General features: G+C 60.8%; 14 protein-coding genes. 6 read left to right on the forward strand and 8 right to left on the reverse strand.

The window, feature by feature from the left end; genetic code table 11:
* Nucleotides 1-112: 112 nt before the first annotated feature.
* Complete coding sequence (locus EM858_RS05440; protein ID WP_127756098.1) at nt 113-2,701, reverse strand: PAS domain-containing sensor histidine kinase; 2,589 nt, start codon at nt 2,699-2,701, stop codon at nt 113-115.
* Between the two features lie 174 nt (nt 2,702-2,875).
* A complete protein-coding gene (locus tag EM858_RS05445) occupies nt 2,876-3,154 on the reverse strand; it encodes a hypothetical protein (RefSeq protein WP_127756099.1) in 279 nt (92 codons plus the stop codon).
* A 234-nt stretch (nt 3,155-3,388) separates the two neighbouring features.
* On the opposite strand from EM858_RS05445, the gene EM858_RS05450 reads away from it, so the two are divergent.
* Complete coding sequence (locus EM858_RS05450; RefSeq protein WP_164865317.1) at nt 3,389-4,645, forward strand: flagellar biosynthetic protein FliO; 1,257 nt, start codon at nt 3,389-3,391, stop codon at nt 4,643-4,645.
* A gap of 109 nt (nt 4,646-4,754) precedes the next feature.
* Here the strand turns inward: EM858_RS05450 and dksA are convergent, their stop codons facing one another.
* The gene (dksA, locus tag EM858_RS05455) at nt 4,755-5,174 is read right to left on the reverse strand and encodes an RNA polymerase-binding protein DksA (protein ID WP_003496274.1); all 420 of its coding nucleotides are present in this window, start codon (nt 5,172-5,174) and stop codon (nt 4,755-4,757) included.
* A gap of 302 nt (nt 5,175-5,476) precedes the next feature.
* Between dksA and EM858_RS05460 the strand changes: the two genes are divergently transcribed.
* The 4 genes from EM858_RS05460 (at nt 5,477) to EM858_RS05475 (ending at nt 9,327) form a co-directional block, all read left to right on the forward strand.
* Nucleotides 5,477-5,953 carry a histidine phosphatase family protein gene (locus EM858_RS05460; RefSeq protein WP_052025757.1) on the forward strand — a complete coding sequence of 159 codons (477 nt, stop codon included), beginning with the start codon at nt 5,477-5,479 and terminating at the stop codon, nt 5,951-5,953.
* A 129-nt stretch (nt 5,954-6,082) separates the two neighbouring features.
* On the forward strand, nt 6,083-7,561 hold the full coding sequence (locus EM858_RS05465) for a YcjX family protein (protein WP_127756101.1): 1,479 nt from the start codon (nt 6,083-6,085) through the stop codon (nt 7,559-7,561).
* On the forward strand, nt 7,558-8,637 hold the full coding sequence (locus tag EM858_RS05470) for a YcjF family protein (protein ID WP_127756102.1): 1,080 nt from the start codon (nt 7,558-7,560) through the stop codon (nt 8,635-8,637). The genes EM858_RS05465 and EM858_RS05470 overlap by 4 nt, the downstream gene beginning before the upstream one ends.
* Before the next feature lie 129 nt (nt 8,638-8,766).
* On the forward strand, nt 8,767-9,327 hold the full coding sequence (locus EM858_RS05475) for a hypothetical protein (RefSeq protein ID WP_003521427.1): 561 nt from the start codon (nt 8,767-8,769) through the stop codon (nt 9,325-9,327).
* 14 nt (nt 9,328-9,341) lie between these two features.
* Here EM858_RS05475 and folK read toward each other — a convergent pair whose 3' ends face one another.
* From folK to folP, 3 genes are all read right to left on the reverse strand, one after another.
* Nucleotides 9,342-9,857: a 2-amino-4-hydroxy-6-hydroxymethyldihydropteridine diphosphokinase gene (folK, locus tag EM858_RS05480; protein WP_183232567.1), complete on the reverse strand. Its 516-nt coding sequence runs from the start codon at nt 9,855-9,857 to the stop codon at nt 9,342-9,344.
* A 4-nt stretch (nt 9,858-9,861) separates the two neighbouring features.
* Nucleotides 9,862-10,227 carry a dihydroneopterin aldolase gene (gene folB, locus EM858_RS05485; protein WP_003502532.1) on the reverse strand — a complete coding sequence of 122 codons (366 nt, stop codon included), beginning with the start codon at nt 10,225-10,227 and terminating at the stop codon, nt 9,862-9,864.
* Between the two features lie 78 nt (nt 10,228-10,305).
* Nucleotides 10,306-11,091, reverse strand: a complete 786-nt coding sequence (folP, locus tag EM858_RS05490; RefSeq protein ID WP_127756103.1) for a dihydropteroate synthase — start codon at nt 11,089-11,091, stop codon at nt 10,306-10,308.
* A 179-nt stretch (nt 11,092-11,270) separates the two neighbouring features.
* Here folP and EM858_RS05495 point away from each other — a divergent pair, with 179 nt between their 5' ends.
* Nucleotides 11,271-11,897, forward strand: coding sequence for a DUF922 domain-containing Zn-dependent protease (locus EM858_RS05495; RefSeq protein WP_080817134.1), 627 nt, complete (start codon nt 11,271-11,273; stop codon nt 11,895-11,897).
* 302 nt (nt 11,898-12,199) lie between these two features.
* Here the strand turns inward: EM858_RS05495 and EM858_RS05500 are convergent, their stop codons facing one another.
* Both EM858_RS05500 and EM858_RS05505 read right to left on the reverse strand, forming a co-directional pair.
* Entirely contained in the window at nt 12,200-12,520 is a 321-nt protein-coding gene (locus EM858_RS05500; RefSeq protein WP_003502527.1) for a 2Fe-2S iron-sulfur cluster-binding protein, read from the reverse strand.
* A gap of 130 nt (nt 12,521-12,650) precedes the next feature.
* Nucleotides 12,651-13,019, reverse strand: a complete 369-nt coding sequence (locus EM858_RS05505; protein ID WP_127756104.1) for an Hpt domain-containing protein — start codon at nt 13,017-13,019, stop codon at nt 12,651-12,653.
* Nucleotides 13,020-13,084 lie beyond the last annotated feature (65 nt).

Raw genomic sequence — 13,084 nt, forward strand, 5'->3', positions numbered from 1 at the left:
CAGCCAGGGTGCAGGAAGACACGGACCCACAGTAGCGCCGCATTTTTCAGGCCGGATGCAAATGGATGCGACAGGTCGCGGCGCAGCCGAATCCGGTTCGCCGCCGCCGGCCTTATTCCTTGTCATCGAGCATTTCGCGCACGGCGATGGCGAGCTGCTTGAGCGAGAAGGGTTTCGGCAGGAAACCGAACTTGGCGTCCGCCGGCAGGTTCTTTGCGAAGGCATCCTCGGCATAACCTGACACGAAGATGAATTTCAGGTCCGGATAGGATTTGCGCAGTTCTCTCAGCAGCGACGGACCGTCCATTTCCGGCATCACGACGTCGGAAACGACGATGTCGACCTTGCCTTCCAGTTCCTCCATCACCTCCAGCGCCTCGGTGCCGGAGCCGGCTTCGTGGACGGTGTAGCCGCGTGTTTCCAGCATGCGCTTGCCGCCACGCCGCACCGCTTCCTCGTCCTCCACCAGAAGCACGACGGCGGATTTGCCGGTGAGGTCCAGCGGCTCTTCCTTCACCGGCTCGGCTGCGATGACCGGAGCAAGTGCCGCCTCGCCGGGCTGCTGCCCGTTGCTCTGAGCGGCCTCCACCACATGGCGCGGCAGGTAGATGCGGAAGGCGGTTCCCTTGCCCACTTCCGATTCGGGATAGATATAACCGCCCGACTGTTTGACGATGCCATAGACCATCGACAGGCCAAGGCCGGTGCCCTTGCCTACTTCCTTGGTGGTGAAGAAGGGCTCGAAAATCTTGTCCATGATCTCCGGCGGAATACCCGTGCCATTATCGGCAACTTCCACCATCACCATGTCCTCGGCCGGGAATTCAGGACGGCCAAGCGCTGCGATTTCCTTCGCGTCGACATTGCGCGTCCTGATGGTGATTTTGCCGCCGTCGGGCATGGCGTCGCGTGCATTGACGCAGAGATTGATGAGCACCTGCTCGAATTGCGACAGATCCGTCTTCACCGGCCACAGATCGCGGCCATAATCGACCTCCAGCTTGACATTGGTGCCGGAAATAAGCCTGTCCACCAGCATGCGCAGATCGCCGATCACATCCGTCAGGTTGAGGATCGCCGGACGCATGGTCTGCTTGCGCGAGAACGCCAGAAGCTGGCGCACCAGCACGGCCGCGCGGTTGGCGTTGCGCTTGATCTCCATGAGATCGGCGAAGCTCGGATCGGCAGGCCGCGCCTGCAGCAGAAGATGGTCCGACGACAGCAGGATGGCGGTGAGAACGTTGTTGAAATCGTGGGCGATGCCGCCTGCGAGCGTGCCAACGGCATTCATCTTCTGGGTCTGCGCCATCTGGGTTTCGAGCGCCTTCTGCTCGGTCACCTCTATGGCATAAACGATAGCCACCTCTTCCGGCGCTTCATCGTCCTGATCGATCACGGCATTGACGTAGAAACGGAAATGCCGGCCCTCATCGCTCGGGTGGCGGGAATCGAAAGGTGCGATATCGCCCTGACGGTCCTTGGCCTCAGCCAGCGCCTGCTCGAGCCGCGGCTTCTCATTGTCATGGATGACCGTCTCAAGCGCCACGCCGCGATCGATATCGTCGCGTCCGACAACGCCGGAGAACAATTTCAGGAAGGGCGCGTTGATCCGCAGGATGCGGCCTTCGCCATCAAGCGAGGCAATCGCCATCGGCGTGTTGTTGAAAAAGCGGGTGAAACGCATGGCGGAGGAGGATTCCGTATCCTCCTGCCCCTTTGGGCGCATCAGGACGATGGTGCGGCTCTCGCCGGGCGCGCCATCTTTCGAGGTGACCTGATGCACGAGGCGGGCCGGCATGCTCTGGCCGTTCACCCGTCGCATGTCGAGATCGAGGATTTCGGTACGCTTCGCCGTGCCCTGCGGATGCACCGATTCGATCAGCGCCATGCCCTCGCCGGCGACGATATCGGAAACCGTCATCGAACCGGGCGAAAACTGCGCGAGATCGATGCCGAGCCATTCGGACAGGGTTGCGTTCAGATAAACGATCTCGCCCTTGCGCCCGGCTGAAAAGAAACCGGCCGGGGCGTGATCGAGGTAATCGATAGCATTCTGCAATTCGCGGAAAAAGCGCTCCTGATCCTCGCGCTCGGGTGTGATATCGGCGATCTGGAAGACATGCAGCCCCTCGCCGCCTGCATCCTTTAGGACCCGGCCCTTCAGCCTGTACCAGTGCGGCCCGGTGTTAGCGTCCTCACCCAGCGGTTTGAGCAAGCGGAATTCTTCGTAGCCGTCGCGGCCTTCGCGCAGCACGTTGATGAGCCGGTAAAGCGCTTCGGTCGATTCCCGGCTGCGCGACAGGAGCGTTTCGAGACTCTGGATATCGCTCGCCCTGGTGGTGCCGCTCATCCGGCAATAGGTGGCGTTGGCATAGACCATATGCCCCTTGGCGTCGGTAATCAGCGTGCCTTCGGGATGGGCCGAGAGAAAGCGGCGGGCAAGCCCGTCGGATTGCGACTGCGGCATGACCTCGATGAAACCGATAATCGACGAGACCAGAAAGAAGATGCCCATCATGGCCAGCACGCCAAGAATGCCGAGCACGATTTCGTTTTCGAGCGAATCCTTGAAATAGACGAAGGCGGCGGCGGCGGCGATCAGAACCAGCGCCAGAAGCAGAATGCGCAAGACCGTGCCGGAACGGGCGCGCCTGTCCACCAGCGGAAGGTCGTTGTCGCTTGTCTCGCGCACCCGTGTCATCTTGGCCTCGCAGTCGTGCAGGTCGTCATTCGGTCAGCCCTATTCCCTTGACGGAATCGGGCAGTAAAATTTCTTGTAGCAACTCGCTTGACCGGCAAAAAGCTCCGCCAGGACACAAAGGCTTAAAAACGCACAGCGAAAACGGCCTGAAAGGCGTATAAAAGTCTTAAAAGACTATGGCCTGGTACAAGTCAGCTCCTTCACCTGACATTGAATGCGCGGCGCGGAACAGACGATCTTGCCGTCAGCGACGGTACAAACCGAGCATCCGTCCGTGAAGTCGATGCAGGAAGGATGGTCGCGCACGAATTCCGCCATGGTCGCTGCGTTATCCGGCACCTTGTCTTCGGCCCACGCGATTGAATGTGGAAACGCGAAAAACGGTGGCAACAGCAAAACAACACGCATCACATGCCGTGCGAGGGAGCCGTCAATGCGCAATGACTGGGACATTCCGGAACGCTCCTTCGGCAAGAGAATTGCAACTTTCACTGTCTTTCAGCATTGAAGGACGAGGTATGGCGCTTTGGTGGGTCGTTGCGGTTGAGGCGGCAATCCTGTGGGGCGAAATGAATAAACCTTGTATCGTGCCCAAAAAAATCGTCTTTTCCTGCTTGATGTTCACTTTATAAGAACCACGGCAATATTAATTGCCCAAGAAATGAAAAAGCCAAAAAATCTGAAGGGATGATCTCCATGATGGAAGATTTTATCGGCGCTTATGGAAACCGTCTCATCGTCGCGGTCGTCGGTGTGGGTGTGGCCCTGCTTGTTCTGGCGATTGCGCTGTGGCTTCTGCGCAGGCGCAGCGGCTCTGCCCCTTTCATCCGGGGCGGACGCAACCGGCAGCCGCGCCTGCAGGTTCTCGATGCAACGGCCGTGGACGCTCGCCGCCGTCTGGTGCTGGTGCGCCGTGACAATGTCGAGCATCTCGTCATGATCGGCGGTCCGACGGATATCGTCATCGAAAGCGGTATAGGCGCGATCCCCATTGTCAGGGACGTGCAGGAGCCGGAATTGAAAGCGCTGCCGCGCCAGGAAAGCGAGCCGAAGAGAGCCGAGCCGGCGATCCAGCAGGAGCGTCGCCCCGCCCTGCCGCAACAGCAGCCCGTTGTGGCTGCGGCTCCCGTTTCCGCGCCTGAAGAACCCGTGAAGCAAGCACAGCGGCCAGAGCCGCCGGCACCTGTGCCCTCGCCGCGTCCAGCACCCGTTGCGGCAGCCGCCGCTCAGGTGCCGCCACGGCCATCGACCCCGCCGCAACCCGTACCCACGCCTGTAACGGCGCGCGAAACCGCGCCGCCGGCAAGACAGGCGGCACCCGAGCGGGAGACAGCGCGCCCCACGCCGCCGCCGATACCGGTTGCAACGGCTCCGGTCGCTGCCGTCTTGCCCATGGCGGCGGCATCGCTCGACATGGCGGCGGCCCGAACGGAACCGAGGCGTGCCGAGCCTGTCGTGCCGGCTCCGGCTCCGGCACCGGTCGTACCGCCGATCCCTGCACAGGCGCCAGTAGAGGCAAAGGCGGAAGAACGGACTGCGGAATTCGCCCCCCCGGTCTTTGCCGCGCGCGAGCCGGTGATCGATCAATCCATCGCCGCCGACTTTCTCGACGCTGCACGGGAGCGCGTCCTTCCCGACCTGAAGCCGGGACAGACAACGCCGCCCGCACCTTTCCCGCCCAGGCCTGAAAATCCGGCCGTGGCTTCGAACGACGCCGAGCCGAAATTTTCCGATGAGCTCGCCAGCGATTTCGAAAGCTTCCTCGAGGCGGAGATCGCCAAAAGCAAGGAGGCGGATAATGAGCCGTCTATCGCCCCTGTCGCGGAAAAGCAGGTCAAGACACAGCCAGCTTCCCCGCCTGTCACCGGCGCTTCACCGGATGGAGACATGCAGAAGGAAATGGCGCGTATCTTCGGAGAGCTTTCCGTGACCCGCGACCGCTGACGCGCGCGGGTCTTCCGACCAGAACTTTGAAATATAAAAAGGGCACGGAAGCGATTTCCGTGCCCTTTTTATTTGTCATGCGATTTGCCGACCTCTCGGCCGCAGCGCCTTATTCGTCGCGATAGACTTTTTCGCGACGCTCGTGACGCTCCTGCGCCTCGATGGAAAGCGTTGCAATCGGGCGGGCGTCCAGACGCTTGAGGCCGATAGGCTCGCCCGTTTCCTCACAGTAACCGTAAGTGCCGTCTTCGATCCGCTGAAGAGCCGCATCGATCTTTGAAATCAGCTTGCGCTGACGGTCGCGGGCGCGAAGTTCGATCGCCCGGTCCGTTTCGGAAGAAGCCCGATCGGCGAGATCGGGGTGGTTGGCGCTTTCTTCGGCGAGATGTCCGAGGGTCTCGCGCGCTTCTCTCAGGATGTCATTTTTCCAGGCAACCAGCTTCGCGCGGAAGTAAGCCCGCTGGCTGGCATTCATGAACTCATCGTCTTCCGAGAGCACATATTTGCTAAGATCGATCTTCTCACTCAACGCGATTCTCCTCGAAGAACATCTCAATGCGGCGGTGTATACTCCAATGATAGTGGCCGATTCAAGTCTGCAGATCAGTTTTCAGGCATTTTTAAAACTGACACAAAAATCATCTAAATGACTAATTTTTATCCTTTATTCGTATTGAAGCGAACTCTTCTTCAATCACTTCAACGCGACTTACCAACAGGAAAGAGGACTTGCGGTCCTGCAACCCTATCCTGTAGCATTCAGACCGTGCCCTGACATTCGAACGCCGGTCCCCGCCCTTGACAGCATCTTCCCCGAGCCGAGTTTATCTTCTGCGCCACGCCAAGGCCGCCTGGGCGGCGCCGGGAGAACGGGATTTCGACCGGGGATTGAACGAAGCGGGCTTTGCCGAGGCGGAGGTCATCGCCGACCTTGCCGCCGACCGGCATTACCGCCCCGATCTGCTTCTCTCATCCACGGCTGCGCGTTGCCGGCAGACCACGCAGGCCTGGCAGCGTGCCTTCAACGAAGGCATAGACATCTTCTACGTCGATGAGATGTATAATGCGCGCAGCGAAACCTACCTTTCCCTCATCGCCGCGCAGGCGCAGGCGCAGTCGGTGATGCTGGTGGGCCACAACCCCACCATGGAGGCGACGCTGGAAGCGATGATCGGCGAGGATCTGCTGCATGCCGCCCTGCCCTCGGGCTTTCCCACCTCTGGTCTTGCCGTGCTTGATCACGATGAGAGCGCCGCGAACGGCAAAAATAGCTGGCGGCTGGTCGATTTTCTCGCACCGGGCAAGTAAGCGCTGCGGCGTGCCAAAAAAATTCTGGAGAGAAGCCCCGCTGAAAATCCGCTGGAGCGCTTCTTTTTTGGGCAGCCATACCTTCCTATATTGCAGCCGTGACCGTTAAACACAGCCAGGAAACTGCCATTGCCGCCTTCTCTTACGTCCCTGACAGACAGCGCGCTTATCGCATTCGATAATCTGGCCGACCGTGCGAGCAACCTCACCCACCCGACATTGCGGCTTGGCGTCACCGGCCTTTCGCGGGCGGGCAAGACGGTTTTCATCTCTTCCCTCGTCCACAATCTTCTGAATGGCGGCCGGCTGCCGCTGTTCGAGGCCATGCGCTCCGGACGTGTCTCTAATGTGCGGCTGGAGCCGCAGCCGGATGACGCCATTCCGCGTTTTCAATATGAGGATCATATTCAGGCGCTGGTGCGCGACCGGCTGTGGCCGGATTCGACACGGGCGATCTCGGAACTCAGGATAACGCTGGATTATCAGAGCGCCAGCGGCTGGGGCCGATGGTTCTCGGCCGGCAAGCTTTCCATCGATATTGTCGATTATCCCGGCGAATGGCTCCTCGACCTGCCGCTTCTGTCGCAGGATTATAAACAGTTCAGCGACGCGACTGTCGCCCTTGCCGGAAGCGGCATCCGCGCCGAACTGGCGCAGGAATGGCTGGCGATCGCCTCTTCGCTCGATATCAACGCACCGGCCGACGAGATGACGGCTCGACGTCTGGCCGAAAGTTTCGCGGCCTATCTGAAGGCCTGCAAATCCGATGAAAGATCACTCTCGACCCTGCCGCCCGGCCGTTTCCTGATGCCCGGCGATCTGGAAGGATCGCCCGCGCTGACCTTCGCACCGCTTCCCGGCCTGACGGATGAGAAAGCGCCCAAGGGCTCGCTGCGCGCCATGATGGAACGGCGCTATGACGCCTACAAGTCGATTGTGGTCAAACCCTTCTTCCGCGAGCATTTCGCCCGCCTCGACCGGCAGATCGTTCTGATCGACACGCTGCAGGCGGTCAATCGCGGCCCGGAAGCCGTGCAGGATCTGGAGCGCGCGCTGGGCGACGTTCTCGCCTGTTTCCGCCCCGGCACCAACAGCCTGCTGTCGTCGCTGATCGGCAGGCGAATCGACAAGGTGCTGATCGCCGCCACCAAGGCCGATCACCTGCATCACGAAAGCCACGACCGGCTGGAGCGCCTGACCCGCCGTCTGGTGGACCGCGCCATTACCACCATCGGCATGAATGGCGCCGGCATTGAGGTCATGGCGCTCGCTTCCGTGCGCGCCACCAGAGAGGCAAGCGTGCGACAGGATGGCCACGAGCTGCCCGTCATCGTCGGCACGCCCATGGCCGGTGAAACCATCAATGGCGAGACCTTTGACGGCAATCGCAAGACGGCGATCTTTCCCGGCGATCTGCCTGAAGATCCCGAGCCGCTGTTCCGCAGCATCGACAGGGATGGCGACAAGGCGTCGCTGCCGGACGTCAATGTCGTGCGCTTCCGCCCGCCGAACATAGATGAGCCGGGCAGCGGCGGCGTCAGGCTTTCCGTTCCCCATATCAGGCTCGACCGCGCCATGCAGTTCCTGTTCGGAGACAAGCTCGCATGAAGCTTCCCACACAAAACGATCCGCAGGCGCGCCGCCCGGCCGCTTTCACGCTCGAAACCGAAGAGACGGCACGACCGTCCGCCGCACAGAAACGCGCGCCGCGCAGCTTCGACGCCGAGATTTCGCTGACGCCCGACGAGGACGATCCGTTTCTGGCGCCTGAGGAGATCGATGCCGCCGCGCTGCCGGTGGCGTCTCCGAAGAAAAGCCGCTTCTCCTTCGGCAAGCTTGCGCTCGGCGCGCTTGGCGTCTTGTTCTCGCTCGCCTTCGGGCTCTGGGCGGATCAGCTCATCCGCAACCTGTTCTCCCGTTCCGACTGGCTGGGTTACACGGCCACTACCGCTCTTATTGTGGCGCTTTTCGCCGTTCTCGTCCTCGTCGGCCGCGAAGTCTTCGGCATCATGCGGCTAAACGCCGTGCAATCCTTGAAGGCCGATGCAGAAACGGCGAGCCTCGACAAGAGCCCGAAACCCGCACGCGGCATCGTCACCCGCCTGAATGCCGTTCTCTCCCACCGGGCCGAAACGGCCAAGGGGCGTGCGGCGTTGAAGGAAACGGAAAACGATGTGATCGACGGCCCGCATCTGATCGAGCTTGCCGAACGCGAGTTGCTCGTTCCGCTCGACCGGCAGGCCCGCGCCCTCATTCTCAATTCGTCCAAGCGTGTCTCCGTCGTCACCGCCGTCAGCCCCCGCGCGGTGGTCGATCTCGCTTATGTGCTGTTTGAAGTGACGCGGCTGGTGCGCGCCATGGCGGAGCTTTATGGCGGCCGCCCCGGCACGCTCGGCATGCTGAAGCTCCTGCGCGATGTCGTCGCCCATCTTGCCGTCACGGGCTCGATCGCGGTTGGCGACGGGCTCGCCCAGCAGGTGCTCGGCCACGGTCTTGCCTCGAAACTCTCGGCGCGACTCGGCGAAGGCGTCATCAACGGCCTGATGACGGCGCGAATCGGTATTGCGGCGATGGATCTGTGCCGTCCGCTGCCGTTCAGGGCGGTGAAGCGGCCGGGGATCGGCGATTTCATGTCCGACCTCACACCCGATTTAAGCGGTGGAAAAACCGGTGAAAAAGCCTGATTGCTCGGGCCTGGGCGGTTCAAAAGGTTACGAACGAAGCCGCAAATGAGAGCGAAATAAACCAAGCATTAACCATTCCGCCGGTAGATTGCAGCCTATCGAACAGGCATCTTCGCCGGGGAAAGTATCATGTATTCGCGCTTCTTTTCGCTTGTGGGCGGGCTTGCCGCCATATTGTCCGTCAGCGGCGGTTTCGGCATGTCTGACGTCCATGCCGCATCGCGCGATCGCGACGACGTGTTCTTCCGCTCCGTGGCCGGTGTCTGGAAAGGCCCCGGCGAAATCGTCGCCGGCAAATACAAGGGCACGAAGTTCACCTGCGATCTGACGGGCGAACCGCTCGACGACAAGCAGACCGGCATCAAGCTCGGCGGCACCTGCCGCGTCGGCGTCTTCAGCCAGCCCATGTCTGCCGTCATCAGCCAGAAGGGCAACAGTTACGAGGGCAAATTCCTCGACGGCGCTGAAGGCAAGGGACTGGACATCACCTCCGGACAGGTCAGCGGCGACAAGGTCGTCGTCGGCATCAACCGCGCCAAGCTCAACGGTGCGATGGTCGCCCGCGTCTCGAACGACAATTCGATGAACATCACCATTTCGGTCAAGGTCGCCGACCAGATGATCCCGGTCATCGGCGTGACGCTGGCGCGCGATATCGACCAGCTCGCTGTCGGTTCGATCAAGCCGTAAAAGCCATACTCTTCTCAGCCATCGCCAAGCGGGAGTGCCCACCACTCCCGTTTTTCGTTTGCGCTGACAATGCCGGTCTTGTCCGCCTGCTGAAGCCATTCCCGCACGGGCTTGCCTTTTACCTCAAGGTCTGGCGCGATATCGGCAAGCGGCATCAGCACGAATGCGCGCTCCGTCATGCGCGGATGCGGCACTTCGATGCTTTCCGTTACGAGAGACTCATTCCCATAGGTCAGCACATCGATATCGATGGTGCGCGGCCCCCAGCGCTCCGTGCGCACCCGCTTCATGCCCTTTTCGATGTCGAGGCATAATTGCAGCAGCGCGGGCGCGGAAAGCGAGGTTTCGACCAAGGCGCAGCAATTGAAGAAATCCGCCTGATCCGTCTTGCCCCAGGGCGGCGTGCGGTAAAGGTTCGAGACGGCCAGCAGTCGGCAATCGTCACGCGCATCGAGTTCGCGCAGCGCCCTTGCCATGGCGGCGGCAGGATCGCCTATATTGCCGCCGAGCCCCAAGGCGGCGACGGTCATCTTTTCAGGCACGGTGTTCAACGCTCACCTGCGCATAATCGAGAATGCCGGGAACCGGCGCCGAGGGTTTGCGTACCGTGATCCTGAGCCAGACGATCTGCGGATAACGGGCGCGAAGCGCCTTGGCGATGTCGTTCGCCAGCGCCTCGATGAGATAACGGCGCTGGCCGACGACGATTTTTTCGATGACGGCGAAAGCCACGCCATAATCGACGGTGTTTTCGATATCGTCGGTTTCCAGCGCATCACCCGCCTCGACTTCCATCTCGGCATCTACGAAAAAGCGCTGGCCCAGCACTTCCTCCTGCTCGAGAAGGCCATGACGGGCGAAAAAAGAACAGTTTTTCAGGATGATGGTATAGCGGCTCATCGCATCGCCTCCATGGCAGGACTGTTTCTCCCAAAAGCCGCGCCATCTTCGGGACACGGCATTCGGGCACTCGTTGATCTACGCATCGGCCTTTGCCGACGCTTTGGCAAGAACCGCATCGGCGATTGCCAGCGCATCGCGGGTTGCGGCGACATTGTGCACGCGAAAAATCGAAGCGCCGGCAAGTCTCAGGATCGCGGTGGTCGCCGCCGTTCCGATATCGCGTTCATGGGCCGCATCCCGGCCCGTCAGCGACCCGATGAAACGCTTGCGCGACGTACCGGCCAGAACCGGCAGGCCGAAAGCGGCAAGTTCGCGAAAGCGCGCCATCAGCTCGACATTTTCACTCTCGTCCTTGGCAAAACCGAAACCGGGATCGAGCACGACGGCGTCGCGGGCGATACCCGCATCCCCGGCGATCTCCAGCGAGCGATTGAGGAATTCGAACTGGTCCTCGATGACATCGGCCCGTTTTTGCCGGTCGCGGCCGGTATGCATGATACAGATGCCGGCGCGGCTGGCGGCGACCACGCCCGCCATCTCCGCATCCTTCTGCAGACCAAAGACGTCGTTGACGATATGAGCGCCGGCCCCGATTGCCAGCCTTGCCGTCGAGGCGCGATAGGTATCGACGGAAATCAGTACGTCGGTTTCGCGGCGCAGTTTCTCGATCACCGGTAGCACCCGGTCCTGTTCCTGCGCCTCCGTTACCTCTGCGGCACCCGGACGGGTCGATTCGCCGCCGATATCGATGATATCCGCCCCTTCTTCCACACAGGTCAGCGCATGGGAAAAAGCCGCATCGACGGCGAGAAAACGGCCCCCATCGGAAAATGAATCGGGCGTTGCATTGACGATGGCCATAATACGGCCACGCCCATCAAGTTTCAGGGAGCGGCCATGGGCCGCTTGCCACGCGTTGCTGCCGGCTGTTATCACGTAACACGCGCCTTTCGGGAATAACGGAGTGTTATGCCAATTCTTATAAGTTCCGCTCCGCCTATGCAGCAAACCTTTTTCAAGTTCAACCGGAAGGCCGGGTCATGACCAAATCATCGCGTGCTCTTTGCGCCGCTTTAGCGGCCGCAGTGGCACTTTCCCTACCCGGATCGGCTTTTTCCGAAACCATCGTCCGCAAGACCTATTCCTATTTTTCGATCAGCGGCAAAACCGCCGCCGACCTCGACCAGCAGCTTTCCAGGCACGGCCCGCTGACGCGCAATACCGGCGCGCGCCATCCCGGCGCCACCGAAATCAAATTCGGCGGCGAGCTCACCTATGTCGAGAAAAACGGCCTTTGCAGCGTTGGAACGGCCAAGGTGGTGCTGAATACCCGCATTCTCCTGCCGCAATGGAAAAACCGCCGCCGCACCACGGCGGAACTGGCCTTCATCTGGGATACGCTGCTTGCCGATATCAAGCGCCATGAGGAACGCCACGCGGAAATCGCCCGCACTCACGCCCGCTCGCTTGAAAGACAGCTGACGTCGCTTCGCCCGCAGAAGAGCTGCGAGACGCTGCAGGAAATGGTCGGCAAGATCACCCAGACGGTGATGGACGAGCACGACCGGGATCAGATGCGCTTCGACGTCGTGGAATCGAAAAATTTCGATGCCCGGATGACACGGCTTTTGAAAAACCGGCTCGAGCAGGGCCAGAACCGCCGCTGAGCGGTCTTACACCCCCATCTCATTCCCTTAACATCAAGCACGGACATGACGTTACGTCATGTCCGATATCACCCGTGAATTCTCGTGATGGTGCCGTCGCCAAGACTCATTGTACGTTCTTCGTACGGTGTCGGACCATTCGGCCAAGCGGCTTGAGGGCTCCAGCCGTCTCCGGTTCTCCCGGTGCGCACTTGAGGGCTCGCAGGTGTTTCCTCCCTCGCCTGCATGCTGCGTACCCGCCTCGCCCCGCTCCCCACTACAAGGTGAGCGGGGCTTTTTCTGCGTGAGGCAATACGGAAATTTCAGCCCTGACGCTCGGGAACATGGACGACGAGACCATCAAGCTCGTCGTTCATCTTGATCTGACAGGAAAGGCGCGAGGTTGGGCGAACGTCGAAAGCGAAGTCCAGCATATCCTCTTCCATCGGCTCCGGGCCGCCGACGCGCTCCGCCCAGGCGTCGTCGACATAGACATGACAGGTCGCACAGGCACAGGCGCCGCCGCATTCCGCATCGATACCGGGAATGGAGTTGCGCACCGCATTCTCCATGACGGTGGAGCCGTTGCTCACGTCGAGTTCATGGGGCGTGCCGTCAAAGGCAACGATGGTCAGTTTTGTCATGCCGGAAATCCAAAATGTGATCTAAGAACTGTTCTAAACACATAGAAAGGCCGGTCCGCCTTGGCAACCCGCTTCAAGGGCGCACAGAGGCAACCGGCCTTGCAAAATGCCAAATTTGATGAATTACGCCTCAGCGGCAGAGCTTGAGGATGAAATTTTCGGCCTCGACAATGGTTGCCGCGAGTTTTGCGATCGCCGCGCTGTCATTGCCCTTGTCCTCCACCACGGCTGCGGCCGCAGAAACGGCCGAGGCGCCGACGGCCTGCGCAGACCCCTTCAAACGATGGGCCGTCGCGATGACCGCCTTGTCGTCGGCGCCTGCCATTTCATGCAGGGCGGTGCGGGCGTTGCGGCTGAACAGTTGCAGCACTTCGATCTCCAGATCCTTGTCGCCCATCGTCTGCCGGGCGAGATGATCGAAATCGATCGGTTTCTTACCGGCGGCGGGCGCACCGCCGCAATTGTCGGGAGCTTCGAAAGCAATACTGACCGCTGCCATGGCTGAAATTCCTGTCTCGCCGTTTCCTGTTTCGTGTCACATCTGTGTCGTATTCACGCATCCGG

It is taken from the genome of Agrobacterium sp. CNPSo 2736, assembly GCF_004005385.1.
Classification (GTDB): domain Bacteria; phylum Pseudomonadota; class Alphaproteobacteria; order Rhizobiales; family Rhizobiaceae; genus Agrobacterium; species Agrobacterium leguminum.

Coding starts and splice junctions, on each gene's coding strand:
- EM858_RS05440 (WP_127756098.1), bottom strand. CDS start 2,701: ATGACACGGGTGCGCGAGACAAGCGACAACGACCTTCCGCTGGTGGAC.
- EM858_RS05445 (WP_127756099.1), bottom strand. CDS start 3,154: ATGTCCCAGTCATTGCGCATTGACGGCTCCCTCGCACGGCATGTGATG.
- EM858_RS05450 (WP_164865317.1), top strand. CDS start 3,389: ATGATCTCCATGATGGAAGATTTTATCGGCGCTTATGGAAACCGTCTC.
- EM858_RS05470 (WP_127756102.1), top strand. CDS start 7,558: ATGAAGCTTCCCACACAAAACGATCCGCAGGCGCGCCGCCCGGCCGCT.
- EM858_RS05475 (WP_003521427.1), top strand. CDS start 8,767: ATGTATTCGCGCTTCTTTTCGCTTGTGGGCGGGCTTGCCGCCATATTG.
- folK (WP_183232567.1), bottom strand. CDS start 9,857: ATGACCGTCGCCGCCTTGGGGCTCGGCGGCAATATAGGCGATCCTGCC.
- folB (WP_003502532.1), bottom strand. CDS start 10,227: ATGAGCCGCTATACCATCATCCTGAAAAACTGTTCTTTTTTCGCCCGT.
- folP (WP_127756103.1), bottom strand. CDS start 11,091: ATGGCCATCGTCAATGCAACGCCCGATTCATTTTCCGATGGGGGCCGT.
- EM858_RS05495 (WP_080817134.1), top strand. CDS start 11,271: ATGACCAAATCATCGCGTGCTCTTTGCGCCGCTTTAGCGGCCGCAGTG.
- EM858_RS05500 (WP_003502527.1), bottom strand. CDS start 12,520: ATGACAAAACTGACCATCGTTGCCTTTGACGGCACGCCCCATGAACTC.
- EM858_RS05505 (WP_127756104.1), bottom strand. CDS start 13,019: ATGGCAGCGGTCAGTATTGCTTTCGAAGCTCCCGACAATTGCGGCGGT.